This window comes from Photobacterium rosenbergii (genome assembly GCF_003026455.1).
In the GTDB taxonomy this organism is placed as follows: Bacteria; Pseudomonadota; Gammaproteobacteria; order Enterobacterales; family Vibrionaceae; genus Photobacterium; species Photobacterium rosenbergii.
Genome location: NZ_PYMB01000001.1, coordinates 1 through 26,529 on the forward strand (window position 1 = coordinate 1; position 26,529 = coordinate 26,529).

At 45.5% G+C, this 26,529-nt stretch carries 24 protein-coding genes; 12 read left to right on the plus strand and 12 right to left on the minus strand.

Features of this window, described 5'->3' with window-relative positions:
* Nucleotides 1–160: 160 nt before the first annotated feature.
* Both C9J01_RS00005 and C9J01_RS00010 read right to left on the minus strand, forming a co-directional pair.
* Nucleotides 161–1,078: an alpha/beta hydrolase gene (locus C9J01_RS00005; RefSeq protein ID WP_107296064.1), complete on the minus strand. Its 918-nt coding sequence runs from the start codon at nucleotides 1,076–1,078 to the stop codon at nucleotides 161–163.
* Complete coding sequence (locus tag C9J01_RS00010; RefSeq protein WP_107296065.1) at nucleotides 1,029–2,000, minus strand: LysR family transcriptional regulator; 972 nt, start codon at nucleotides 1,998–2,000, stop codon at nucleotides 1,029–1,031. The genes C9J01_RS00005 and C9J01_RS00010 overlap by 50 nt, the downstream gene beginning before the upstream one ends.
* Before the next feature lie 262 nt (nucleotides 2,001–2,262).
* Between C9J01_RS00010 and fabG the strand changes: the two genes are divergently transcribed.
* The 5 genes from fabG to C9J01_RS00035 all read left to right on the plus strand — a co-directional run bounded on the left by fabG (nucleotide 2,263) and on the right by C9J01_RS00035 (nucleotide 8,312).
* A complete protein-coding gene (fabG, locus tag C9J01_RS00015; protein ID WP_107296066.1) occupies nucleotides 2,263–2,997 on the plus strand; it encodes a 3-oxoacyl-ACP reductase FabG in 735 nt (244 codons plus the stop codon).
* Between the two features lie 226 nt (nucleotides 2,998–3,223).
* Nucleotides 3,224–4,549, plus strand: a complete 1,326-nt coding sequence (locus tag C9J01_RS00020) for a serine/threonine-protein kinase (RefSeq protein ID WP_107296067.1) — start codon at nucleotides 3,224–3,226, stop codon at nucleotides 4,547–4,549.
* Nucleotides 4,550–4,578: 29 nt separating this feature from the next.
* On the plus strand, nucleotides 4,579–6,036 hold the full coding sequence (locus C9J01_RS00025; protein ID WP_107296068.1) for a chromosome partitioning protein ParA: 1,458 nt from the start codon (nucleotides 4,579–4,581) through the stop codon (nucleotides 6,034–6,036).
* Complete coding sequence (locus C9J01_RS00030) at nucleotides 6,036–6,608, plus strand: sigma-70 family RNA polymerase sigma factor (protein WP_107296069.1); 573 nt, start codon at nucleotides 6,036–6,038, stop codon at nucleotides 6,606–6,608. Before C9J01_RS00025 ends, C9J01_RS00030 begins: the two co-directional genes overlap by 1 nt.
* 6 nt (nucleotides 6,609–6,614) lie before the next feature.
* Nucleotides 6,615–8,312, plus strand: coding sequence for a hypothetical protein (locus C9J01_RS00035; RefSeq protein WP_107296070.1), 1,698 nt, complete (start codon nucleotides 6,615–6,617; stop codon nucleotides 8,310–8,312).
* A gap of 58 nt (nucleotides 8,313–8,370) precedes the next feature.
* On the opposite strand, the gene C9J01_RS00040 is transcribed toward C9J01_RS00035, so the two are convergent.
* Nucleotides 8,371–9,243: a hypothetical protein gene (locus C9J01_RS00040; RefSeq protein ID WP_237156823.1), complete on the minus strand. Its 873-nt coding sequence runs from the start codon at nucleotides 9,241–9,243 to the stop codon at nucleotides 8,371–8,373.
* Nucleotides 9,244–9,466: 223 nt separating this feature from the next.
* On the opposite strand from C9J01_RS00040, the gene C9J01_RS00045 reads away from it, so the two are divergent.
* The gene (locus C9J01_RS00045) at nucleotides 9,467–11,797 is read left to right on the plus strand and encodes a hypothetical protein (RefSeq protein ID WP_107296072.1); all 2,331 of its coding nucleotides are present in this window, start codon (nucleotides 9,467–9,469) and stop codon (nucleotides 11,795–11,797) included.
* A gap of 358 nt (nucleotides 11,798–12,155) precedes the next feature.
* The gene (locus C9J01_RS00055) at nucleotides 12,156–13,652 is read left to right on the plus strand and encodes an oligopeptide:H+ symporter (protein WP_107296074.1); all 1,497 of its coding nucleotides are present in this window, start codon (nucleotides 12,156–12,158) and stop codon (nucleotides 13,650–13,652) included.
* A gap of 481 nt (nucleotides 13,653–14,133) precedes the next feature.
* Here C9J01_RS00055 and C9J01_RS00060 read toward each other — a convergent pair whose 3' ends face one another.
* From C9J01_RS00060 to rbsD, 6 genes are all read right to left on the minus strand, one after another.
* Nucleotides 14,134–15,138 (minus strand): substrate-binding domain-containing protein, encoded by a 1,005-nt coding sequence (locus C9J01_RS00060; protein ID WP_107296075.1) that lies wholly within the window; start codon nucleotides 15,136–15,138, stop codon nucleotides 14,134–14,136.
* A gap of 44 nt (nucleotides 15,139–15,182) precedes the next feature.
* On the minus strand, nucleotides 15,183–16,103 hold the full coding sequence (rbsK, locus tag C9J01_RS00065; RefSeq protein WP_107297363.1) for a ribokinase: 921 nt from the start codon (nucleotides 16,101–16,103) through the stop codon (nucleotides 15,183–15,185).
* A gap of 219 nt (nucleotides 16,104–16,322) precedes the next feature.
* Nucleotides 16,323–17,201 (minus strand): ribose ABC transporter substrate-binding protein RbsB, encoded by an 879-nt coding sequence (gene rbsB, locus C9J01_RS00070; protein ID WP_039461926.1) that lies wholly within the window; start codon nucleotides 17,199–17,201, stop codon nucleotides 16,323–16,325.
* Nucleotides 17,202–17,267: 66 nt separating this feature from the next.
* Nucleotides 17,268–18,251 (minus strand): ribose ABC transporter permease, encoded by a 984-nt coding sequence (rbsC, locus tag C9J01_RS00075; RefSeq protein ID WP_107296076.1) that lies wholly within the window; start codon nucleotides 18,249–18,251, stop codon nucleotides 17,268–17,270.
* Nucleotides 18,248–19,753: a ribose ABC transporter ATP-binding protein RbsA gene (gene rbsA, locus C9J01_RS00080; RefSeq protein WP_107296077.1), complete on the minus strand. Its 1,506-nt coding sequence runs from the start codon at nucleotides 19,751–19,753 to the stop codon at nucleotides 18,248–18,250. Before rbsA ends, rbsC begins: the two co-directional genes overlap by 4 nt.
* 24 nt (nucleotides 19,754–19,777) lie before the next feature.
* Nucleotides 19,778–20,197 carry a D-ribose pyranase gene (gene rbsD, locus C9J01_RS00085; RefSeq protein ID WP_107296078.1) on the minus strand — a complete coding sequence of 140 codons (420 nt, stop codon included), beginning with the start codon at nucleotides 20,195–20,197 and terminating at the stop codon, nucleotides 19,778–19,780.
* A 388-nt stretch (nucleotides 20,198–20,585) separates the two neighbouring features.
* On the opposite strand from rbsD, the gene C9J01_RS00090 reads away from it, so the two are divergent.
* Nucleotides 20,586–20,831, plus strand: coding sequence for a hypothetical protein (locus C9J01_RS00090; RefSeq protein ID WP_146157050.1), 246 nt, complete (start codon nucleotides 20,586–20,588; stop codon nucleotides 20,829–20,831).
* Nucleotides 20,832–20,844: 13 nt separating this feature from the next.
* Here the strand turns inward: C9J01_RS00090 and C9J01_RS00095 are convergent, their stop codons facing one another.
* Nucleotides 20,845–21,666, minus strand: a complete 822-nt coding sequence (locus tag C9J01_RS00095; RefSeq protein WP_107296080.1) for a TOBE domain-containing protein — start codon at nucleotides 21,664–21,666, stop codon at nucleotides 20,845–20,847.
* A 154-nt stretch (nucleotides 21,667–21,820) separates the two neighbouring features.
* Here C9J01_RS00095 and C9J01_RS00100 point away from each other — a divergent pair, with 154 nt between their 5' ends.
* Entirely contained in the window at nucleotides 21,821–22,186 is a 366-nt protein-coding gene (locus C9J01_RS00100; protein WP_107296081.1) for a DsrE/DsrF/TusD sulfur relay family protein, read from the plus strand.
* A gap of 60 nt (nucleotides 22,187–22,246) precedes the next feature.
* Here C9J01_RS00100 and C9J01_RS00105 read toward each other — a convergent pair whose 3' ends face one another.
* Both C9J01_RS00105 and C9J01_RS00110 read right to left on the minus strand, forming a co-directional pair.
* Nucleotides 22,247–22,810 carry a porin family protein gene (locus tag C9J01_RS00105; RefSeq protein WP_107296082.1) on the minus strand — a complete coding sequence of 188 codons (564 nt, stop codon included), beginning with the start codon at nucleotides 22,808–22,810 and terminating at the stop codon, nucleotides 22,247–22,249.
* A 281-nt stretch (nucleotides 22,811–23,091) separates the two neighbouring features.
* The gene (locus C9J01_RS00110; RefSeq protein ID WP_107296083.1) at nucleotides 23,092–24,120 is read right to left on the minus strand and encodes a LacI family DNA-binding transcriptional regulator; all 1,029 of its coding nucleotides are present in this window, start codon (nucleotides 24,118–24,120) and stop codon (nucleotides 23,092–23,094) included.
* 312 nt (nucleotides 24,121–24,432) lie between these two features.
* Between C9J01_RS00110 and C9J01_RS00115 the strand changes: the two genes are divergently transcribed.
* The 3 genes from C9J01_RS00115 to C9J01_RS00125 all read left to right on the plus strand — a co-directional run bounded on the left by C9J01_RS00115 (nucleotide 24,433) and on the right by C9J01_RS00125 (nucleotide 26,510).
* A complete protein-coding gene (locus tag C9J01_RS00115; RefSeq protein ID WP_107296084.1) occupies nucleotides 24,433–24,876 on the plus strand; it encodes a PTS sugar transporter subunit IIA in 444 nt (147 codons plus the stop codon).
* Nucleotides 24,877–24,956: 80 nt separating this feature from the next.
* Nucleotides 24,957–25,244 (plus strand): PTS sugar transporter subunit IIB, encoded by a 288-nt coding sequence (locus C9J01_RS00120; RefSeq protein ID WP_107296085.1) that lies wholly within the window; start codon nucleotides 24,957–24,959, stop codon nucleotides 25,242–25,244.
* Nucleotides 25,245–25,253: 9 nt separating this feature from the next.
* Entirely contained in the window at nucleotides 25,254–26,510 is a 1,257-nt protein-coding gene (locus C9J01_RS00125) for a PTS ascorbate transporter subunit IIC (RefSeq protein ID WP_107296086.1), read from the plus strand.
* Nucleotides 26,511–26,529: the final 19 nt, after the last annotated feature.

A 26,529-nucleotide genomic window follows, 5' to 3' on the forward strand; every position in this document is an offset into this window, starting at 1 on the left:
GCGCGGATATCATCGTGGAGCTGGGATGCGGGAGCACCCAAAAGTGACTCCGAATACATTAGCGCAAACCAACCCCGTCATTAGAAATTGTAGTTGCAATAACGGGGCGGACCATACATTTTTGTATTTGGCGTTCGACATTTTTGTATTTGTTATAGCATCATTGGTTGAGAAAATTAGCAATGTACCGGTAAGTCTGTTCACAGTTGGGGGGGACAAGATCTTCCAAGTTTAAAAAAGCGTGAGTCATATTCTCGAAGTGATGGTGCTCTGTGGGGATCCCCAGCACTTGCAAGCGTTCAACATAGCGCTTCCCTTCGTCCTGTAAGGGATCAAACCCAGCAGTTATGACTATTGTTTCAGGGTGGTTACTGGGTAACGCACTAAACAGTGGCGAGGCGTCTCGGCGGTCTTCGCCTTGTTGGAAATATTGGTCAAAGTACCACTGCATCTTTGCTGTTTCTAAGAGGTAGCCTTCACGGTAGTCCACCAAGGAATCACTTGAAAAGGTGTAATCAAGGCTTGGGTAGATTAAGGCCAAATGGTTGACCTTTTCTGGGTTACGTTGGGCGAGGGTGGCAGCCAAAGCACCGCCAGCAGAGTCCCCAGCAATCGAGACGGCTTGCTGAAAGGGAAGATCTAGTTGTTCTAGGGTACGGTTTATCTCCTCAAGGCTCATTATGCAATCCACCAAACCCTTAGGGTAAGGGTATTCCGGCGCAAGGCGGTAGTCGATGGCTACGACAATATGCTGGCTGTGAAAAGCGAGGCGGCGGCTGATAGGATCGTAAACCTCAACACTGCCGCACATGTGGCCCCCTCCATGAAAGAAGATAAGCACCGGCAAAGTTTCATTTGGGGTGGGGTGGTAAATACGGCAGGGAATGGATGTCCCATTAACATGGGTGTCAATGATACAGCTTATCTCTACCTCAGAGACGACAAGTTGCTGGGTGATGGTCGCCAGTCCTAACCTTGCCATCTCTGGCGTTGGCGGAATAGCCAGTAGGTTGGCTTGGTCAAGGGCATCATTGAATGATTTTAGCCATGTCTTCAGACTTGTTGGCATATCGGCCATGGGGGCTTCCTTGTTGCTTTAACCGTTCGATTTCCGGCACACGCTCAATCAGATAATCCTTGAAGTTGGCACAGCGTGCAGGCATATACTTACGGGGTTTGAAATACAGATTGAGCTCAAATTGACTACTCACATAGTTTTCTAACACAGGCTGTAGCGTTTTTTTGTCGAATTCGTGAGAAATCAAACTCAACGGTAAATAGGCTATTCCACCGCCATTAAGCGCTATATTTTTAAGGATTTCGCTATCATCAGCTTCTACAGTCTGGGCGATTTCGACCGTTGAGTACTCACCATCCAATTCAAAGATCCACCGGTTGCCCCCAACCAGTGTACTGGCATAAAGGCAACGATGATGTTTGAGGTCATCCGGTACAATAGGTTTGCCATTTTTCTCGATATAGCCCGGTGAGCAACACGCCATCAAAGGTTCTCTTAGCAGTGAACGCTTAACCAATAGGCTGTCTTTATCTTGAAAGCCTCGATAAGTTGCATTGGCACGGATGGCAAAGTCGACATCATGGACATGATCGACTTCGAACGCGGTTTCCAGTACGACAAAATTGATTGATGGGTGCTCTTGCAGGTATTCCCCGATGATTTGGCTGAGGTAGTGTTTCGCAAACAAAGGGGTGCTGGCGATTTTTATGGTGCCCCTGTCTTCGCTACTCATGTTCTGGACTTCATTGAAGACATCATCAATTTGGGTATGCAAAAGGCTGAACCTGTCGAATAAGCGTTGCCCAGCTTGGGTTGGCGTGATTTTTCGAGTGGTACGCTTAAGTAAGCTGACCCCCATGTTTTCTTCCAATTCATTCAGCCAACGGCTGGCTGCCGATGGTGAAATACTATTGTGCTTGGCCGCTTCGCTGATCGAACCTGTTCTCACAACATGAAGAAAGAAGACAACCTTGTCTAACATGAGCACCCCCATAAAATCCATTTACCCACATATAGTTATAGCAAAAAAGTGCCAGAAAATGATGACGATATGGTGATCGGCGCTGTTAACGTCCCATATTCGCAAAGGTGATTTGCATCAATGTGACTAATCGTTTGGGGTGAATCTTCTAAAATACGAGAATACAGTGAGTTGTGTTGCCCGTCACAACTGCAGGCACTCGCTAATACCAGTTCTAACCGTTTGCTGTAACAGTTTGGTATTCATATAGGGGAATAAAAAAATGCTAAATAACAAGGTGTGTATTGTAACAGGTGGTGCTCAAGGGATTGGCCGCTGCATCGTTGAAACCTTTGCCAAGAATGACGCACTACAAGTGTATGCATGCGACATGAACCTAGCCGCAATGGCTGACTTGGAAGCGAAGTACCCGAATGTAACCGGTATTGAGCTAAATGTTTGTGATCGTGAGAATATTGCGAATTTCGTTGAAAAAGTGAAATCAGCACACGGCAAGATTGATGTATTGGTCAATAATGCCGGGGTAACTCGAGACAACCTAATTGAAAAAATGACTGAAGAAGATTGGGACTTGGTGTCTGACGTTAACCTAAAAGGTGTGTTTAACATGACGCAGGCCATCGCACCTGTCATGGTGGAAGGCGGTGCAGGCTCCATCATTACTATGTCTTCAGTTGTGGGTACCGACGGTAATATTGGCCAGTCTAACTATGCAGCCACTAAAGGTGGTGTGATTGCTATGACAAAAGGTTGGTCGAAAGAGTTTTCTCGCAAAGGTGCACAGGTACGGGCAAACTGTATCGCACCAGGGTTTATTGAAACGCCAATGACTGTCGACCTTCCAGAAAAAGTATTGGACTTCATGCGCCACAAAACACCATTAGGCCGTATGGGCAAACCCGAGGATATCGCTAACGGTGCACTATTCTTAGCCAGTGATAACTCAGCGTTTATTACCGGACAAACACTTAAGATTGACGGTGGGCTAGTTATTTAAAAACTCAAATCGCCATTATTTTGACGGTCGCTGAGGCGGCCGTTTTTATTGAACGCTGATTCATTAATCAAATATCTTATTTATAAATATTGATTTGAATGGTTACCTTAATAATATTTTTATATTGTGATAACAATCCTTTGAGAGTCTAATTTAAATCTTTACAAGCATATTGAGACTTTAGTAGATTACACCGCAAATTTATACTTAGAATAAAAATTACACAGTGCAATCAAGCTCAACCGCTACCGATCTATTTTATCAACTTCTCGATGCAGATGATGATGGCAAACAAGCTATTTTATCTGAATTAGCGTCCGATGATCCTGAGGCTTATAACGAGCTTCAGCAGCTTCTTGATGTTAGCGACAGGCAGCCTCTGACTTCACTTCTTGGTTTTCACGCCCAACATGCAATGGGAACTGAACTCGATTTTTTAGGGCAGGTAGTTGATAAGTACCATTTAACTCATGAACTCGGTCGCGGAGGTATGGGGGTTGTCTATGCCGCTCACCGGGCGGATGAGACGTTTGAACAGCAACTAGCCATTAAGTTTATCCAACCACAATTAACCGAGGTGTTGGGTAAACGTGCTTTATTTTCTGAAGCTCAATTATTGGCTCGCCTAAATCACCCTTGTATCGCTAAGGTATTTGATGGTGGTGAATATCAAGGCTGCGTGTATATAGTGATGGAATGTGTTGATGGTGATACTTTGAACAAGTATGTGCAGAAAAAAACACTTTCAACTAAAAATAAGCTGTCAATTTTTAAAAGCATTTGTTCTGCAATTGAGCATGCACACCAGAATCATATTTTGCATGCAGATATAAAACCTGAAAATATTCTGGTCGATAATCTTCATCAGCCGAAGTTACTTGATTTTAATTTAACACAGGCGATCAACAGCAATACTGGTGAACAGAATAACGAACTGGTGGCGTTTAGTCGGGAATATGCTAGCCCTGAGCAGCAACATGGCGAATTCCTAACTCAGCAAAGTGATATTTATTCTTTAGGAAAACTCTTACAGTATTTGCTTCCTGACGCAAATGCTGACATTCAATCGGTGATTGAAAAAGCGATACAAGATCAACCAGAGCATAGATACAGCAGTGTGAGTGAGTTGCGTTGTGATATAGAGAATATCCTCACACACCGGCCCATTTCAGTTAAACAAAATTTGCCACTTTATTGCTTAGGCAAGTTTGTACAACGCCGTCCAGTGCCTTTTATGTCTGGCTTTCTGCTGGTAATAACCATTGCTGTGTTTACGACTACGCTGACTGTTCAAAACCAGCGACTGGTGGAAGAAAAAACGATAGCCGAAAACATGATGTATGAAGTTACCAGTATGATGTTTCATAGTAAGGGCAGCGATCAGGCATTGATGTCGGTTGGGGCAATGCTGGATATCTCAAGACGAAGAATATTATCTAATCCAGACCTGCCCAAACATATAAAGCAAAGGCTGTTAATGATAATGATGACCCCGACACCGGCAAAACCCAAGGTCGAGTTATCAGATAAGCGTAAGAAAACGCAAAAGTAAAATAATAATAACTTAAGGAAAGAGAACCGATGAAAATTTCGCGGTTGGCAAGTTTAACGGTATCCATTTTGTCTGCGGTTGTATCTGCTACTTCATATGCAGCCGATACAACTAAATCGCAGACAGGGTATTTTATTGATGCGCCTGTGACAGGGTTATTCTATACGACCAGCTCAAATCTAACAGGGTTTACTGACAAAGGGGCTTTTCAATATCAACCTGGGGATGTTGTCAGCTTTTTTCTAGGCAAAGATGAGAAAGGGTTCTTGCTTACTCAACTGTCTGGGCAACAGGTGGTAACACCAACATTGTCATCAACAAGTCCAAGTAAAAGTATCAACTTAACCCGCTTGTTACTCTCTTTGGACAGTACACCAAAGAACCGGGAAGAGATCTTACTGCTCAGTGATATGCTGGCAGAGCCCAAGTTTCAGCAGCAACTACGCCAGTTGGATCTCAATATCCTTGATAGCGTGAAAGGCAGTATTGATATTGATTGGGTGTCAGCTCAAGACGCAGTGGAACACCTGAACCAAAGTCAGCAGTACATTGAAGAGAACTTTACCTCAGAGCAAGTGGTGTTCTCTCCTTTGAATAAACGCCTTAGCAATATAATGATCAAGAAAAAAGATCCTCAAGGCAAAGTGTGCCTAGTGGATCTTCGTTATATCGACCGACCCAACTACAATACACCGATTGGTGAAATAAAGTACCAGATCACGCCGACGCAAATGCTTCAATACCCAAGCTCAGGGGATTATTTTCGAAATTGCTACCTGGACCGCTCTAAAGGTTTAAAGGCGGAAGTTGAAGAGCCTATTTCTAATTTTGTTGATTCTCAAGGATTAGTCGCTTGCAGTATGAGGGGTTGTACACGTAATGATCTAAACGGTTTTGCGGTTGAAGACTTTGACGATGAAGGAGATTGGAAGTACCGCACAATGGCGATCAATTTTGATCCTACTACTGAGTTGCTAATGGAAAAAGTGCAGGGGTTGGGGCCAAAAGAGCAAGTCCGTCATGCTAATCAAGGCGAGATGATTTGGTTTACTTACCCAGAACAATTGGGCCATCAAATCCCATTTGAAGGAATCTGGCAGCAGACGACCTATATTGATACGGATATCCAGCAAAGTTGCTTAAAACTTGAGAATGATAGGGTGTGGCAAGGCCCAGTCGAAGAGGAAAACTGCCCTTCAGAGAGTACAGCATATACTCAGGATGTGACTGATGAGTTCGGCGATATGTGGTGGCTTAGCAATAGTTCGAGGACGGCTGAATTAGCACAAATGAATGTGATGGTTCGTTGGTATCCGGCGGGGATGCCTCCTCGATACACCACTTGGGAATACCTTCCTGCCGGCAGAGAGTGGGATCAAGGGATCTTATATAGGTATCAGCAGAACATCACACGTAATCGTGATGGATCTGATCAGATTCAAACTTATGCCATTTCAGAATTTAAGAAAGTATCCGGAGAGATCTAATGTCGTCAGGAAGCTCAGAAATCACCCAAATCATCAAACAGTGGCAAGCCGGTGATAAACAGGCAGAGAGTAAGTTATATCAATTTGCGTATTTACAGTTGCGGAATATTGCCAAACAGGAAAGAGACCGAAGTGCCGCGAAATATGGCCTTGAAAATCAAGTGTTGGTCGACAGTGTCAATAGTACAACGGCCCTGGTCCATGATGCTTACCTAAAGTTATCGAATACAGATATGGAAAGTGTTGAGAATAAGCGCGATTTCTATCTTATGGCTGCCAAGGTGATGCGTCAGATCTTGATTGATAACGCTCGCTCACTTCAGGCACAAAAGCGCCAGCACATCACAATGATACCCAACTCTCAAGACGATAAGTTCGAGCAGTTGATGATTATGGATAAAGCACTGGAGCACTTTAGTGTTCGCTATCCTCGTCAGTCTAATGCGCTTAAATTAAAGTATCTTATGGGAATGCGTACCAAAGAAATCAGCCATTTACTTGAGTGTAGCGCCAGCTTGATTGAGAAAGATCTTAAGTTTTCTCGTTGTTGGCTCCAGTCACGGATGGCTTAACCAAAGATGAAGTCTACGGTAACAAAAGTTGCAGTCAGCTTGGTGCTGGCTGTCGGTGGTTGGTGGTTGTACCAAACGCCTGCGGTTGCTTTGTCTGGTGAGAAGAGCTCGAGTGAACCTGTGCTTGCGGATACAAGCCATTCAACTGGCTATGGTGCGCAAAAAAAGATGCATGCAGTCGGCCCTGCACACCTGTCACGCCAAGATTCAGCCTTTCCATCGGTATATGACATACCTAACCCAGATGCAGCGGAAGATAATGAGGTGGCAATTTTATCTAGCCAGTCAAAGCCAATGCATCAACGTTATGATAAACAAAGGTATAGCGCTGAAGTCTCTTCAATGTCATCCCTAGTAAACGATCGAAGAGAGACTGCCGCTAAACAGGGGTTGTCGGCAACGTCGTTGAATCCAATATCGGTAGGCTTGATCGGGGCTTTCGAAGTCAGTAACGTCGAAGTCAGACTTGAGGATGTCAATCTTGAAGCCTCTGGAGGAAATCATAAGCCAAGGGTTAACCCATCAGTCTTGAAACAGTTGCAGGCGACAGTTAAGCAATGGACTTTTTCGCAGCAAGCGCCGGCAAATTACTTTTTGCCATTGCACGGTTTGTTTAACGATCCTGATGGCGATACGTTGACCCAAAGAGCTAGCCTGAATATTGCGGGTATCACCGTGACTGGGAATGACACATTACATATTCAAGGTATTCCGCAAGCCCCAATTGTCTCACCTGTTTTGCACTTGGCTGCCAGGGATGATTTTCACGGTACTGGCCAAGTTGCTTGGGCAAAAGTCAATTTGTCGTTACCTTCTGTAGAGCCTTTACCAGAAGAGTCCTTGCACCCGCTAGAAGCCAAAACCTTATATAGGCTTGAAACCACTCACTTACTTGAAGGTGTGTATTACAACTACGAAGTGGTGTTCTGCGAAGCATGGCGATTTATCGATGGCGTTGCGTATTTTGCAGCGTCAGATAACCGAACTCAGTGTCCACAGGACATTCAACTGCAGGAAATTGGATACTATAGCTTTAATGAACATAATGATCTTATCCTAAACAGCAATGTCGATGACATGAGACAGCAGCGCTGGCAACTCAAAAAGGAATATCCATCGACATTACAACCGGGAGTCACAAACTATTTCACCACCGTTTATGGTAATACTGCCAATGAGACTTACACCATGCAGGCCAGTAAGCGTGCGATGGAGGCAAGGCTTAATATCAGAACCGGAGAATACGAATACCAGATGGTGATGTTTGATTACCTCTATCCGCAAGCCAATGGACAATATGTCTTGGGGCAAATTGGAAATTACATCTATGATTGGCGTTTACCCGGAATTCCTCATGAGAGTATGGACTCTGATTTAAACATGCAGTCTTGGCTAAGTGATTTATCTTGTGCACAGTTACGTCCTTTTTGGCAAAGTTCAGAAATGGCCGGTCAAGGTGAAACCGGCGATATTATTTCAAACTCTTTCGACCCTTATGGTAAAGATCCACATCCTATCGAATGTGCGCATTGGTGGCATGATGAATGGCAGAAAGAGTATGTTTTTATGAATTTGCATTACAATGACTACGATATTTTTGTACCAGGTGAAATATATAGCTACGTGCTTAAACCAAAGCCTCAATATGCTCACCTAGTTGAAGAAGTGAAATTAAACTTTCAATACTTCAACCGTAAAGATTAATCATTGTGTTATTAACCAGGGCGTTAACTTTGCCCTGGTTTATCCATATTCAGGAAACTTAAAAACTCCACAAGGCTTGAATGCCCGTATTAAAACTATAGGTTTCAGCATCAGGCAAAATGGCTAAGCCTTGTCTTTCTTCGCCTTGGTTATCAATGAAGGATACCGGCTCAGGATCGGTCTCAAAGCGCTTTTCATAGCCCATCATGACATACCAACCCAAATGTAGCCCCTTCATCACTTCATAACTTAGCGTACCTTCAAGCGATGTACGGAAGCCGAAATCATCAAAGGTGGTATCCACAAATTTGGTATTCTCTGTGGTACTCCAGATAGGGACACCAATTATCCACCGGCCGCTTAACTTCCACTTGTTGCTACCGAATAAAGTGCCATTGTCATAGGCGACACCAGCATCAATGAAGATATCGGTTGATTTCTCTTCCCAAGTGTCGCCTTTGCGAAACACCGGGTTTTCATAACCGTTCAAGCCTTCAAGTCCATAACGTTTATATGACTGATAGGTGAGAGACGGCCCAGCCACAATTCGCCAGTCTGGAGTCCACTTGTAATGGATCAGAATATTGGTGGATGTTTTAAGGTACTCAAATTGATTTTTTTGGTAAGCCTGTCCGTTATTTCCATGCCAAGTCTCTGTTGTGCTAACAGGCGAAAAGGTTGCCAATGCATCTATCGAAAAATCAAATTTTTCATTGATTCGGTAAAGGCCCCCGGTGTTAAGCATCGGGCTTGATGCAGAGACATCCGATTTAGCAACACCTTGCCCGGAATAAGATTCTTGATAGGTGATATTTTCAACACCCATTGTGATATAAGAATAACCCGCCTTGTCATTGGCAAATGTTGGAAATGCCAGCAAGGTGGCTGGAAATAAACCTAACCAACACCTTTTTTTCATTTTTTTATCCATGACTGAATGTTGGCCGAGGATATTAACGGACAGATTTAATTTTCCAAGCTTTAGAAAGAAAAAAAAGAAAAATAAATTTTACGGTTTTTTTATTGAATTTCGTTTCTTGATAGAAAGTAGTAAAGCCATAAAAATACAGGCCTTCCTTGTACGAGTAGTGACTGACAAGGAAGACAAAATAATATGACAAAGGTTTAATCCAATCCATCAAGGGACGTTACACATGAAAAAGGTTACTTTACTTGCGGCATCTGTTGCTATTGCCTTAACGGGCTGTGGCGGTGGTTCTGATAGTAATTCAAACAATGGCGGTAATACAGGTACGCCAGATATTCCAGCACCAGGTGGTGCAGTCGTCATTACTGGCTTTGACGGCTATTTTAAAAATGCTGTAGTTTTTGTTGATAATAATAACGACGGTAAATGGAATGATGGTGATACGTTCCTTGATGTGACAGACGCTAAAGGTCAAATTAAGCAGGATAAAAAACCTTCTGGCACCCTAGCACTACAAACCGTAACCCCTGGTGGAGATGCTCAAAAGCGCTTGTTGACTATCAATAAAGATAAGTATGCAGGCACATACACAGTGGATATGGATCATGAATCTCAGCCAATGGCGCATGAGTTAGTGTTCCGTGCTCCAAACTCGTCTGATGTAATTTCACCGATTACTGACCTTGTTGCGATTGAAATGGCGGCAGGTAAAACAGAAACTGAAGCCAAGCAAGCCGTTAGTGAAGCACTTGGCGAGGCTGATGAAAGTGCGCTCTACTCGAACTTTATCGAAGGTACTGAGAAAGATGCTGAGCTACATAAAACTGCTCAGATTCTGACTGAGTCGAAGGCGGCTAACACCAGCTACGAAGATAAAGCCATTGATTTTGCAAAGCAGGCTGACGCCATCGTAGAAGATATGGTCGATAAAGGTGAAAACATCAATGATGTTAATATTAAACCAGTCATTGTTGATAAAAACGATGGAAATTCTGACGCCTCCTTTGACCCAGAAGTCATCACCAACATCAAACTGTTCGTTGATAACAAGGTATTTAAAACTGCTCAAGATGCATTCCCAACTATCGAGGAAAATGAAAACTTCGGTGGTGCAACGCTAGATATAACGGGGTTGTTTGTCGATGAAGATCGAAAAGTAGATGGCGATCGAACAGTTGCTATTATTCCTGAACTTGAAGATACTCTAGAAGAAACAGGTATCAATGTCAGTCTGTCTAACGATGGTACAATGTTAACTCTAGATCCCGTAAACCCAGTCGTTAGCCCAGGTAAATACACCATTACGCTTACTGCTCAAGACATAGATTCTGAAGGCAATGTTGTCGGTACATCAAGTGCAGTATTCAAGGTAGAGGTAAAGTCAGAGAACTTTGCACCGGTCGTTGTTGATGCTCAAAAAGAAGCCATTCAGAAACAAGTGAATAGCTGGTACCTGCAGCAAGGTGAAGCCGTTGACTTAACGCTAGATATCAAGAATCTATTTACTGATAACGATGGCACAATTGCAGGCTATGAAGCAAGCGACATGACGATCGCTGGCTTGAATCTGAGTGTTGATAATAATGGTATTGTTGCAGTATCAGGTATCCCACTTGATTCATACAAAGCTGGTCAAACCTTCCAAGTCGCCGCTAAAGATGATAACGGTGCCAAAACTTGGGTAACCTTTACACTTCCTGAGGTGAAAGAGGGTAAACCTGTAGCCCACCCACTGGAAGGCAAAACTTGGTATAAGCTGGAATACGGCAGCAGCGATGGTGACGATTCCGATGGTCTAGACTACTCGCGAGTTTGGTGTGATTCTAACCGTTTTGAAGGCGGCAAAATTTACTCCAACGAACGCAACATGGATAACAAAACAGAGTGTTCAGCGGCGAACATCCCATATGAAGGCGCAAGCTACCGTGTTGAAGGCGACATGATTATTGCGACTTGGCCGAGCGAAGATGGCTCAGCTAAAACGATGGAAGAGACCTATTACACTGTGGCAACTGATGCTGACTACATCTCTGACGGTGCGAAAGTTGTCCTGTATTCAGAAGAAGATGGTAACGAAAAAATCACTGAGCGTTACACTTGGTACAGCAACATCGACCATGCTGAAGCCCGTTTGGATATCCAATCTGACGCTGGACCAGAAGGTCGTGATTACCCTATGTATGTGCCGGCGAGTCAAGATAGCAAGTATGCCGAAGGCCGGGTTAGCTTGCAGATGAGTAATGCTGAAGGTGAAAGTAAGGTTAGCGTATTTATTGATACTGCAGTGGGTGAAACATTCGATTGTGATAATTTAGATGAGTTCTACCGTAGTTTCAATGTCACTGCTGATGATATGGATGGCAACGGCGGTCATTATGATTTGGGCTCAACTTGTAATGAATCTGGTGCTCAAGGTGTTGCTATCGGCTTCATTATGCCAGATCTTGTAGAAGGCCAGAAGTACAGCATCATTGGTAAAATTCATGAAGACCAAGGTGAGTACATGGAAGCCATCAAGTTCAACATGGTTTGGACGGGTACAGGTAACAACGATTAATAGAACAACTATTGGCTAGGTAACAAAAATCCCCTGCTTTTGAGCAGGGGATTTTTTTATCTGTTTAATAACGAGGTTGTTTATAAATGAATTTGTTATTTTTATAAAAATGCCGTTTTGCGAGCTATATACGGCTTTGCCTATTTGTATAAGATCTCTATCACTATTGTTGCATAGAAAAAGAGCTAGGATGTTTGAGAAAATATTAACCATTGACTAAACAGGGAGGTATATTCAATAAGGAAGTAATATTTTCTCAAGCTATATATTACGTGATTCAATGTTTTAAGGAATATCTTATAAGTTTTTACTGAATAATGATTTCAGACTTTGTTGTCTGAATTACGAGGAAAGTTTTATGTCAATCGCATTTTCCCGTCAACCCTCTGCATTCAAGTTGATGTGCATTATTATTTTGCCCGCTATGCTTTCAATGTATGGCTTGGTGGCAATTGTCACTGTTTTCATGGTCAACGATCTCGGTATGTCAGAAAGTGATGCCTTTTTAATTAATGGCGCTGCTTCTGCTTTTTCAACGATTATTTATGCCATTGGTGGATATTTAGCTGATAAAGTCATTGGGGTTAAACGGTCATTGATTATCGGCAACCTAGGCATTGTGCTAACCTTACTGCTCTTGAGTTATGCAGCGGCAATAGGCAGTATCCCGCTAGCTATGATAGGGATTGCCGGTGGCGGGGTCAGTAGGGCCCTAGCCAATAACTGTCCTTCCAACTTGATTTCCAAAGCTTACAAGAAAGACGATATTCGGATAGACAGCGCATTTACCCTTTACTATATGATGATTAATATCGGCTCGTGTATTTCTCTTATCATTACGCCGATTATTGCACATAAATATTCCTATTCAGCGGGCTTTGCTATTGCAGCAATGTGGAACGTGATTACAATCGCATTCTACCTGTATAAAAGAGATTGGGTGAAAAATATTGGTGCAGATGCTGATTTTAAAGTAGTTAACTTGAAAACCTATGCATTATTACTGATGGGATTAATCGCTCTGACATTATTAGGTAGTTGGTTAATAACGCACTATAAACTGATGCAGATACTATTGATTATTGCTCTAGGTATTGCCCTTACATTTTTTATCAACTATATGCGAAAAGAATCTTGGGCCCAACAGAAAAAGATGATAGTTAGTTTAATATTATTAGGGTTCTCAGTAGTATTTTTCATCTTATATAAGCAAATGCCAACCTCTCTAACTTTCTTTGCTATTCATAATACCCGCCATGAATTCCTTGGCATTCCTTTCGACCCGGTTTCCACGCAAGCACTGAATCCATTCTGGATAATTATCCTCAGCCCATTGTTAGCGATCTTCTATGAGCGCAGCAGTGCTAAAGGTAAAGGTGCCTCATTGCCGCTGAAATTCGCTATGGGCATGTTGTTCTGCTCTATGGCCTTCTTGTGTTTAGCCTACGGTGCTAACTTCATGGCGGACGAGACGGGAAGGGTATCTGCGTTCTGGCTCATTCTTACACACTTGTTCCAAGGTTTGGGTGAGTTGCTGATCAGTGCCTTGGGTATTTCAGTACTGGCGCAATTGGTGCCTAATCACATGATTGGTTTTACGCTGGGCTTCAGGACGCTGACGTTGGGCATTTCCTCGATGGTTGCGGCTAATCTTGCTGTATATATTGCTGTTCCTGAGTCATCTGGAAGTGTGGACTCGCTACAGACCCTACCGGTATATGCCAGCTATTTCCTCAAAATAGGTATAGGTGCGTGCATCATGGCATTGATCATGTTCATGACAGCGAGGAAGCTAGATAGCTTGATTGAAAATCGAAATGAGGAAGAGAAAGAACAGGTCGAGGCTGCAAGTTGACGAGCCTCAATATTAATCAATGACATCACAAAGGGCCCATGTGGGCTCTTTGTTTATCACAATTCATCGGGGATCTTATCCATCGATGCCATTTTAGGATAAGGAAGAAGACTAAAAGTGGCTGGAGATAAAATCACTTTCCCATTCAGTAGATTTTGAGCCTTTAAATCGGCGCTGTAACCAGTGTGTGATGTTCTTTAGCATGATGATTGCCCTTATTCGCCTTTAACTTATAACTGGCGGTTAGAATTGGCTTTGATTCTCTAAGTTGGGTTTTACGCTTAAGGGGAGAACAGGTCAATGGTTAAAATGTTCGTACTTTGTGAAACAGGAATTTTGCGAAGCTTAACCCTTGGTGAAGAGGGGAGGGCAAAGAGGATGGGGGGGAGTAAGAGTAAGTCATGCTCACCGATAACAAAAGAGCCCATCATTGATGAGCTCTTGATTTGTCTGACTATGTCAAAATATCAGTGTCGAAGTATCAGTGAATACGTTTGACGCTGTCACGTTTTACCAGTGTCGGCTCAAGCTGGATCACCGTATTGGCCTCATGCTTGTTTTGGATCTTGCTGAGTAGGATATCGACAGCCTGTTGGCCTAGCCTGTGTTTAGGCTGGTGGATAGTCGTTAGCGACGGGGTAATGTATTTCGCCAACTTGATATCGTCGTAGCCCACAATGGAGAGATCTTCAGGCACGCGGATGCCTTTTTTGCTGGCGGTATTAATGACGCCCATCGCCATCATGTCGTTACAAACGAACAGGGCAGTTGGTAACGGCCCACGGCCAAACACCTCATTAAAGGCGATCTCCCCGCCTTCACATTCGAAATTACCCGAGGCTATCCATTGCTTGTTAACTTCCAATCCGGCTTCTTCCATCGCTTGCACATAGCCTGACAGACGTTGCTGGGCAGTCAGTTTATCCAATGGCCCTGTCAGGCAGCCAATTTGGGTATGGCCTTGGTCAATAAGGTGCTTTGTCGCTAGGTAGCCGCCATGATGGGAGTTATCTTGGATCTTGTCGCTAGGGAAATCGATAGGGCCCCAGTCCATCACGACTGTTGGCACCGGTTGGTGGCGAGAGAATAGGTCGAAGGCTTGACCGTCGACTTCACTACACATTAATAGCAGGCCGTCGACACGCTTTTGCAGCAGGATATCTAGGCTATCACGCATACGGGCCAAATCGCCCTCGGTGTTACACAGGATCAGGTTATAACCTTGTTCATAGCAGCGGCGCTCAACGCCTTTTACTACCTCACCAAAGAACGGGTTGGTCGAGGTGGTCACCAGCATACCGAAAGTACGGGTGTGGTTAACCTTCAGGCTTCGCGCCAAGGCCGATGGGGCATAGTTCAGCTCTTTTACTGCCGCCATAACGCGGACAGAAATGTCTTCACTGACAAAGCGGGTTTTATTCAGGACGTGGCTAACTGTCGAAGTCGAGACCCCTGCAAGCTTTGCTACATCTTTGATTGTCGCCATAGGTTCTCCCTGAACCGTGCCCGGATGGGCACGGTATCAATAACTTATTGGTGCTCAATAAGAAAGCGTTCCACTTCACGGCGGTGTGGAATAGACGTTTGAGCACCCATTCGGGTGACTGATATTGCAGCAGAGGCATGGGCAAAGCGGATAGCATCATCCATCGCCTTGTTCTCCTGAAGGCCGGTCAGCAATGCACCGTTGAAGGTATCACCTGCTGCGGTGGTATCTTTGGCATCAACACGGAAGCCCGGGACTTGTCGGCCCTGACCGTTTTCGCTGACCCAAACGCCTTGGCTACCCAAGGTGATCATTACCTGTTTGATCCCTTTTTCATGCAGGGCATCCGCCGCTTTCTGCGCGCTGGTGGTATCTGTTACCTTGATACCCGTCAGTAGCTCTGCTTCAGTCTCATTAGGGGTAATCATATCAATATGTTGCAATAAGTCATCCGATAATGGTTGGGCAGGGGCCGGGTTGAGGACAACACGAGTACCTGCTTGCTTGGCCACTTTAGCTGCCGCTTCAATCGTAGCCATCGGGGTTTCTAATTGCATTAATAGCGTATCGGCTTGCTTGATAAGGTTATGGTGCGGCTCGATACGGGCTGGGCTCAAGCAGCCGTTGGCTTCAGCGGAAATCGCAATACTGTTCTCACCCGTTGCCGCGACTTGGATCATCGCAATACCGGTTGGCATGTCTTTTTCAATCATCACGCCATCGGTGTTCATGCCATCTTTGGCAAAGGCTTCACGCATTTCGTGGCCGAAGCTGTCATCGCCGACACAGGCAATGAATGCGATATCGGCACCCAGGCGGGCAGCAGCGACTGCTTGGTTTGCCCCTTTTCCGCCAGGGATCACACAGTAGCTATGGCCATGCAGCGTTTCTCCCGGACGTGGGAAAGAAGCAACTTGCAGAACATGGTCGGCGTTCACACTGCCAAGAACGACTAATTTATTCATATTGGGACCTTTTTCATTCTCATTGGCCAAAATGTATGGCTTAGCAGTTGGGAAGGGGTGTTTGCTAAGCGATAGATTTTGAAAGTTATTGGGGCTGAAACTAAGGCGCGAAAGGTGAGCCATATCGACGCCTTAGCTTCATGCTATTCCCAGGACCCAGGACCCAGGACCCAGGACCCAGGACCCAGGACCCAGGACCCAGGTTCTAGGATCTGCCTCTTACTCCGAAACCACCTTCAGAGGAACAGGGATGTTTGCTTCAACCTGCTCGCCTTTCAGCATTTTGTCTGCAGTTTCTACACCTAGCGCACCGATTAGATCCGGCTGCTGGGCGATAGTTGCACCTAGCTTGCCACGTTTAACCGCTGCGATACCGTCGTCAGTACCGTCGAAACCAACGATTAGGACATCTTTGCCTGAAGCTTGAACTGCACGCAGAGCACCCAATGCCATTTCGTCGTTCTGGGCAAATACGGCTTGTACGTCAGGGTTAGCAGCTAGCATGTTTTCCATTACGTTCAGGCCTTTGGTACGGTCGAAGTCTGCTGGCTGGCTAGCAAGTAGCTCCATGCCGCTACCGTCAACCGCTTGCATGAAGCCCTTACCGCGCTCACGGGCCGCAGAAGTACCAGCAATACCTTCTAGCTGGATAACACGTGCTTTTTCACCCACTTTTTCCATGATGAATTTACCAGCCATTTCACCACCTGCCACGTTGTCAGAGGCAATGTGGCTAACCACTTCACCACGGCTTGCGCCACGGTCTAGGGTCAGGACAGGGATGTTAGAGCGGTTAGCCATGCGGATAGCATTGGAAACGGCATCAGAATCGGTAGGGTTGATTAGAATTGCCTTCACGCCACGTACCGTTAGATCTTCCACGTTAGAAAGCTCTTTGCTTGGATCGTTTTGTGAATCAAGAACAATCAGGTTATAGCCCAACTCTTTCGCTTTGGCTTCTGCCCCTTCCTTCATGGTAACGAAGAATGGGTTATTTAGCGTGGAGACAACCATTGCCATTGTGTCCTGCGCGGCAGCCGTAGAGCTGAATGAAGCTGACAGTACAGCGGCAGAGATTAGGGTTGCTAACTTTTTCATTCTATTTTCCTTTCTACATATGTCGGGTGGAGGCGGGCAGGGGGCTACCCGCATACAGAGGTTGTGTTACTTATTTTTGTTATCTACAAGGACTGCCAGCAGGATAACCACTGCCTTCGCAATCATTTGGTAGTAGGAGGAGACATCCAATAGGTTTAGGGCGTTGTTCAGGAAGCCGATAATCAGTGCACCGATTAAGGTGCCCATAATGCGGCCTTTACCACCGGCTAGGCTGGTGCCGCCAAGAACAACGGCTGCAATCGCATCAAGCTCGTAGCCCATACCCGCTGTCGGCTGAGCCGAAGACAGGCGAGAGGTAACGATGAGGCCAGCAAGAGCAGCTAGCAGACCACAGATGGCGTAAACACCAATCTTGACGCGATCCACGTTGATACCAGATAGGCGAGCAGCTGATTCGTTACCGCCTAGAGCGTAGATGTAGCGGCCGAAACGGGTGTGGTTCAGTAGGTACCATACCGCAGCAAACACAATCACCATCAGCCAGATTGGCACAGGGATACCCATTGCATAGCCAGTGCCGAACCAAGCAAAGCTGTCAGCAACGTCGGTGAAGCCGGTAGAGATAGGTCGACCGTCGGTGTAAACCATGGTCACACCACGTAGCAGGGTCATGGTCACCAGTGTAGCAATGAAGGCTTGGACTTTACCCTTGGCGATAATCACGCCACTGATAGCACCCAGAGCAGCACCGGCCAGCAAGGCGGTAGGCACCGCAATCATTACCGGTACTTCCATCGCGATAAGAGAAGCGGCAAAGGCACCACATAAGGCAAGGACCGAACCAACGCTCAGATCAATACCCGCGGTTAAGATAACCAGTGTCATACCCACAGCAATGATGGCATTGACCGAGGTTTGACGCAGGATATTTAGGATATTGTCGACAGTGAAAAAGTTCGGGTTCAGGAATGACACCACGACAATCAGGAATACAAGGGCAATCAGAGACTTCTGCTCGATTAGCCACTCTTTGCTAAATAGCTTGGCGCTACCGGAGTTTTGTTGTTTGGTCATAGCGTTGCTGCTCATGCTGCTACCTCGTTGATTTGTTTACCCACAGCGCAGGCAAGAAGTTTTTCTTGGTCGGCATCTTCAGCCATGAATTCGCCGCTGATTTTGCCTTCGTGCATCACCAAAATGCGGTCACTCATGCCGAGTACTTCCGGCATCTCAGAAGAAACAAGAATGATGCTCATCCCTTCTGACTTGAATTGGTTGATTAGCTGGTAGATCTCTTTCTTCGCACCAACGTCTACACCCCGGGTCGGTTCATCCAAAATCAATACTTTTGGCTTGGTCATCAGACCTTTGGCGATGGCTACTTTTTGCTGGTTACCACCAGAAAGGTTGCCGATAATCTGGTTGCGGGTCGGTGTCTTGATGTTGAACAGGCGGATGAAATCTTCAACTGCGGTGACTTCGTCGTAGTGCCTTAGCTGAACACCTTTTGACAGTTGTTCTAGCGAGCAAATCGACATATTTTCTTTCACTGATAGGCCAAGGATCAAACCATCACCTTTTCGGTCTTCAGAGATATAAGCGATACCGTTGGCTAGTCCGTCTTGTGGACTCAGTGGGTTAATCACTTTGCCATCAAGAACAATGTCACCGGATTCACGCTGAAGGGCACCGTAAATGACTTTCATCAATTCGGTACGGCCGGCACCCATAAGGCCAGAGATCCCCAAGATCTCACCGCGATCCAAGGTAAAACTCACCTCTTTAACACCTGAACCGGAAAGATTTTTCACTTCAAGGCAGGTGGTACCGTGTTTGACATCAATGCGAGGGTATTGCTCATCCAGACGACGGCCAACCATCATCTCGATCATGGTATCTTCATCAATATCGGCAACAGCACGTTGGCCGATGAACTTGCCGTCACGGAGTACCGTAATATCGTCACAGATCTCGAAGATCTCTTTCAAACGGTGTGAGATATATACAATACCTGTGCCTTCTTCGCGCAACTCATTGATCACCTTGAACAGGGATTCTGTTTCGGTGTCGGTCAGGGCGTCGGTTGGCTCATCCATGATGATGACCTGAGATTTGAAAGACAGCGCTTTGGCGATCTCAACCATCTGCTGCTCACCAAGGCTCAGTTCGCCAAGCAATGTGCGCGAGCTGTGTTTAACATTGAGGCGAGCCAGCAGGGCATCGGCTTCTTTATACATTTGTGCCCATTTGATGCCGCCAAATGCGTTAGTTTTTTCACGGCCAAGGAAAATGTTTTCGGCAATGGTCAACTCAGGGATCAGGTTCAACTCCTGGTGGATAATGCTGATACCTGCTTCCTGTGAGTGGCGTGGACCATTGAAGTTAACAGGTTGGCCCTGATAGCGGATTTCGCCTGCGTCCATATGGTAGATGCCGGTCAACGCTTTCATCAGTGTTGACTTACCTGCACCGTTTTCACCCATCAAGGCCATCACCTTGCCCGGGTAGACATTCAGGCTGGCTTTATCCAGCGCTTTCACGCCGGGGAATGCCTTTTCGATGTCTTTGAGTTCTAGAATTGGCTGAGTCATAGGGAGTCCTTGCAACTAGGCCTTTTAAAACACAACGCCGGCTTGGAAAATAACATTGGCGTATGGGGTGCATTCACCGGTACGGATCACCGCTTTGCTGTTTTGGGTGTGTACTTTGAATGCTTCATGAGGCACATAAGCGATATTGAACGTTTTCCCGCACATCGCTTCTTCTTCGCGGATAAGGGCAATCAGCGCATCGTGGTGATCAGGGCTGACTTGCTTGAATTCTTCTGCCATCACCACGCCTTCAATCTGCATTTCGCCCAACAACGCTTTTACTGTCTGGATGAAAGTTGGCACGCCAGGGATAAGGGCAAGGTCAATACGTTGGGTTTCATCTGGGATAGGCAGACCGGCGTCACACACAGTGACTTCATCGGTATGGCCAAGAGTGGCTACCAGATAGGACAATTCAGAGTTGATGAGTGCGCTCTTTTTCATGCTTGCACCTTAATTATTGATGGTGGTGATGCTTCTAACGTCGTATGCCAACCGTGGCAGTGTCATCCATGTCTTAATCGAACATCGAAACGATTACGCAATCGTTTCGATGGCGATAAATGTAAAAGCAAACGTTTCGATGCGCACTAATTATGGTTGAAAAATGTGATTGGGCTCAGAAGAAATATGCTTTTAGTGAATGTTTTTTGTCCGCTATCAACAATTGAATGCAGTAGATATGTGATTTTTATGTAAGGTTTTGCAAAGGGCGCCAGTTTGCTTTGATATTACATGCACTAAAAGCGTATTATTACGGCGTTATATACCCACACCCTTTTAATGGTTTGGGAGTCCCTCTTCGTTCTTCAATCACCTAAATGGATTGTTCGTGATGGTAACCGTACTACAGCTTCAACCTGTTCTGCTCAGTATTGCCCCTGTTTCGGTGGCAGTTATGCTGTACGCGATGAAGAGAAAGAAAGTGTGGCTGATGCGGTTGTCGTTGATTGGCATGGTATTATCGGTGCTCTTGCTCTTTGCTTTTCAATATCTGGACTATCGCCACCTAGAAAATTGTCTTCAGCAGGGCGAGGTCTATAAACCGTTTCAAAGCCAGTGCTTCAAATTTAATTAGCGGATATTGAACGTTAGCTCAGTGTTGCCAAGATAACCTGCGCGCTAGGGAAAACTGCATAGGCCTCATCCCCAAGATTGAGTGTTGAAACATCTTCGCTTCCCTTATCAATCAGGGCACAAATCTCATCGTCTTGATTGAGTGTTAGGGTGACTTCGACCGAACTATCATCTCTATCAATGGCAGTTACTTTCCCCTTAAGCCAGTTTTGCTCCGAAGAGGGCGTAGTCTTTGTAATATCTGGTTTCTCTTTAGATTGAAAAGAAGGGAGTTTGATATCAATAGCTGGCCCTTTGATTAGCGCTACCACATCTTTACCCGGTTGCAGGTTCAGCCGGACTGTACTGCCATGGGTAATGGTCGCTGTTAGGTTAACCCCACTCTGTAATTCCACTGTGATTAAATCATGTAGGGCATGGTTTTCGATATCTGCGATGGTCCCGAACAGTTGGTTGCGGGCACTGGTCTGCAATGATAGTTTGCTCATGACCCCGAGCAAACTATGCAGCGGTACACTGTCATCGTTGAGCGCTTCCAAACCCATCGACTGGATCTGATCTAACAGTTCGTACATTTGTACAAGTCGTTGGCCATGTGTCGTCAGCGAAGCACCACCTCCGCCTTTGCCACCTTTTTCTGACTCGATAAGGGCATGGTCCGACTGCCGATTCATTTCTTTAACGGCATCATAAGCGGCTTTATAGCTAAGCCCTGCCTGTTTGGCACCCTGACTAATCGACCCCGTACAGGCTATTGCTTTCAACAAGGCGATGCGGCGGGGATTGGCGAACATTTTTCCCTGTTGCGATAGAGTCAGAATTGCATCGAAGTCCATGTGAGGGTTCCTGAACAGCCTTACTGCTAATAACGTGAGCTAGCGTGAGTATCTAAGTGCTTAATTAACGTAGAGTATACCTGATTTTCTAACAGGTTTGGCGATCTCCTTTATCGCTAAGATTACCTGAGCATTCAATAGGATTGTGATTACCATGAAAAACCAACAAACCCTGCTGTTTATCTTAAATGATGCTCCCTACGGTTCTGAGCGTTCTTTCAACGGCCTGCGCCTAGCCATTAATCTGGGTGAGCAAAGTGAAGCAGAGACTGATATCAAAATTTTCCTGATGTCTGATGCCGTAAGCTGTGCGTTACTGGCCCAAACACCTGGGGAGGGTTACAATGTCCAGCAAATGCTTGAGATACTGCTAGCTCAAGGCGCTGAAGTGAAATTATGCAAGACGTGTTGTAATGCCCGAGGTCTTTCGTCATTGCCTCTAATCGAAGGGGCTGAAATTGGTACTTTGGATGATTTGTCTTATTGGACATTGCTAGCTGATAAGGTGGTTTCTTTCTAACCTGTGATAGGGCACAAGGGCGAATGATTCGCCCTTGGAAGGCTATTTAACTGCTAAATACTAAAACACCAGCCCCATCTGAATACCGATGACCGGCCTTTTGTCGAGGTGTTTTGGCGTATACCCTTTATTATACCAATCGGCACCCAAGCGGGCACTCAGCATTGTTTCACCCATAGTCGGTCCAGTTGTGGTGTATTGGAGTCCTACTCCAAATGTTATGCCATCCTCAGAATATTTTTCTAGTAGCTGTACTGAATTATTGCTTTCATCATTACGCGTTGATTTGTATTTGGCAAAATAGCCTCCTAGTTTTGCATAGGAGGTAAAATATTCACTGACCGGGTACATGTATAACGGTGTGAGTGCAACCGAAAAGGAATCCGTGCTCTGGTTTAATTTAGAATTTGACGAATAGGAATACATGTCGATATCGTAATCGAATAGCATAGTACTTTCTAAGTACCACCTGTTGCTGATTTGAAAGCCCGGGGTAAACTGAAACTGGGTGTTGTCATTATTAAACCCTGCCCCAAACATTGTATATATTTCATGGCCTTGGATAAGGCTAGCAGTTGCGTTTGTACAGAACAACAGCCCGACAAGAAGTGTGTGCTTTTTCATGGAATAGACAAACTAAAACAAATACATGCACAAATAATACAGTGTTTTTTAATTTAATGGTGAGACAATCAGCGCAATAGTGGCAGTTTATATGTATGCAAATATGTACTGATTTTTAATGTGTATGAGTCGCATGGGTATATAGAGGGGTGTTATGAATATACTTATGATAATTAACAGAGCAACAATATTTTGTTTAATAATGGCCCTGAGAAAATTAAGGGTTCAAAGTGCGAACCCTTGAACCCTTGAACCCTTGAACCCTTGAACCCTTATCTTTTTTAGGTCTGACTACTTGCTCGCTGTTGTAATTGAAAGCCAACATTAAGGCTATTTGTCATTATTGTATTGCCTTGGATTTTTGAGCTGATTAAGTCAGCTGCTTGGTTTGCCATTGCACTGTAATCAACTTCAATCGCTGTGATCCCCGGATAGCTCTGATGGCAAAAAGCCCCCCCATCGAGACAGGTAATAGCCATTGAATTGGGAACTTTTAAGACCCGGCGCTGGCATTCGAACAATGCGCCCATAGCAATGTTTTCGTGGGTACAGATCAGGGCATCGAGTTCTTGCTCCCGAAGAAGAAGCTTGGCCAACCCTTGTGCTCCTAACTCTATACTGGCTTGCTCATGAGAGGTCAGGAAATGATCGGGTGCGAGATATCCTTCTATCATTGCAGCCTGCCAGCCCCTCAATTGTTTATTAAGGATCGCTTGATCACCATGACCACCGATAAAGCCGATATTTTTAAAGCCCTGCTCTATAAGCTGCTGGGTCAAGACTTTTGCTGACTGATAATGGTCGACGCCAACATTGAGATCGATCGCCAGTGGCGTGATTTCGTTAACCTCCAAAACTGGGATATTACAGGTTTCAAGTAGCTTGCGACCTTTGGCCGACCTTTCGCTACCAAATAGCACAATGGCGGCGGGACTGCTGGCCAGAATATTGGTCAGGATTTTCTCTTCTTGATCCAGAACCCCACCCGTATAGCTGATCTGCAGTTGGAAATTACGCTTGGCCAACTGAGTTTGGAAGGGACCGATAAATTGGCAGCAGGCGCTTTCTGTCATGGAAGGAACCAGCATGGCAATCGTATCACTCTGACCAGAAGCCAGCGCACCGGCAGCTTTGTTGGGAATATATCCCAGCTCATCGACTGCCTGTTGGATCTTTTCACGCAGTTTATCTGAAACTTGCTCTGGGGTACGCAATGCCCGAGATACCGTCATCGAACCCACACCTGCGAGTTTGGCGACATCTGCAAGTGTTGCACGACCCGTACTTCGACGTTTTCGAGGCTCAGCCATCGAATCTCCCTACATCTTAAAATAGCATTGCTAACCTTTGGCTATTAGCAATGATATTTTTATCTAAAAATCAGGTGGTTAAATATACCACTTCAATATCTTCACTGTGAATTACGCATTTTAACCTTGTTAATACCAAGGTTCCAACTGGTTTGCCCGGTCTGTGATATGAAAAATGGTAGCGCTATCACAAAATTTGGTAGCGCTATCAGGTAGCGCTACCAAATGTGATTTTGATCTCTTTATTTGTAGCGAGCGATCGTTAAAGTGACCCCATCGACACAACTTACCCTATTAAAAACGAGAAGAGCGATGCTGAAAGAACTGCTTACCCCGGATGTAATTAGCCTTCATGATTCGGCTGAAAACTGGCAACAGGCCATAGAGCTATCTTGCCAACCATTGATTGACAATGGTGCTATCGAACCAAGCTACGTTGAGGCCATTTTTAAGTCACACGAGGAAATGGGGCCTTATTACGTTATCGGTCCTGGCATCGCCATGCCGCATGCCCGTCCTGAAAATGGCGTGAATCGCCTGGCACTTGGCCTAACGGTGATCCGCAATGGTGTGAACTTCGATGCCGATGAAAATGACCCGGTAAAAATGCTGGTGACGCTAGCGGCAACCGACAGCAACAGCCATGTGGATGCTATTGCTCAGCTCGCTGAACTCTTTATGAATGAAGAACATGTCGCGCAGATTTGTAGCGCACAAGATGTGGATGCTATTAGCCGCATCATTGAAACCTATTAATTCCAATGGCTTCGGCCATCCCAATTACAGCGAATTATTCGCAAACTAATAACGCTCAAGAAGTAGAAAGGTAGAATATTATGAAAATTATGGTTGTATGTGGTCACGGTCTTGGTACTAGCCTAATGATGGAAATGAGCCTTAAGGGCATCGTTAAAGAGCTAGAAGTTGCTGCAACTGTCGACCACTGCGATTTGGGTTCGGCGAAAGGTACGGCATGTGACATTTTCATCGGTACCAATGACATTACTGAACAGCTAGTTGCCCAGGGCGTTGACGGCAAGATTGTCTCGCTAGATAACATGGTCGACAAAAACGCGATGAAAGAGCGTTTGTCAGCAGCCCTAAAAGAACTTGGCGCTCTGTAAGAGGTAGCGATGGAATTTTTTAGTTTCCTAATGAATGACGTGCTGGCCGAGCCAGCCGTCCTTGTCGGCCTGATAGCGCTTATCGGCCTGATAGCTCAGAAAAAACCGGTGACAGAATGTATCAAGGGTACGGTCAAAACCATTATGGGTTTTGTCATCCTCGGTGCTGGTGCGGGCTTGGTGGTTACCTCGCTGGGTGATTTCTCGGCTATCTTCACCGAAGCCTTTGGTATTACCGGTGTTGTGCCAAACAACGAAGCCATTGTTTCGATTGCCCAGGAAGCATTCGGTAAAGAAATGGCAATGATCATGTTCTTTGCCATGTTAGTGAACATCCTGATCGCCCGCTTTACCCCGTGGAAATTTATCTTCCTGACAGGTCACCATACCTTGTTCATGTCGATGATGGTTGCAGCTATCTTGTCGTCCAGCGGCATGGCGGGTGTCCCTCTAATCGCAACGGGTTCGTTGGTTGTTGGCTTTGTCATGGTTCTGTTCCCTGCTATTGCCCACAAGTACATGAAGCAGGTGACTGGCTCGGATGATGTGGCAATCGGCCACTTCTCTACCATGTCTTATGTGTTGGCAGGTTTCATCGGTAGCAAGTTTGGTAACAAAGAACACTCTACCGAAGATATGGATGTGCCAAAGAGTTTGCTGTTCCTGCGTGATACGCCGGTGGCGATTTCCTTCACCATGAGTATCATCTTCTTGATCACCTGTTTGTTCGCTGGTGGTGATTTTGTCCGCGAAGTGAGCGGCGGCAAGCACTGGTTCATGTTCTCGCTGATGCAGTCCATCACCTTTGCAGCCGGTGTTTACGTTATCCTGCAAGGTGTACGTATGGTTATCGCTGAAATCGTACCTGCATTCAAAGGGATCTCTGACAAACTGGTACCGAACGCAAAACCAGCTCTAGATTGCCCGGTTGTATTCCCATACGCGCCGAATGCGGTATTGGTAGGCTTCCTATCAAGCTTCACTGCCGGACTGTTTGGTATGTTCCTGCTATATATCATGGGGCTGACGGTTATCATCCCAGGTGTAGTACCGCACTTCTTCGTTGGTGCAGCAGCTGGTGTATTCGGTAACGCAACCGGTGGTCGTCGTGGCGCAATGTTGGGGGCATTTGCCCAAGGCCTATTGATCACCTTCCTACCAGTATTCCTATTGCCAGTACTGGGTGACCTTGGCTTTGCCAACACCACCTTTAGTGATGCTGACTTCGGTATCGTAGGTATCTTACTGGGTCTGATTGTTCGTTAATCACATCAACTAGAGCCAC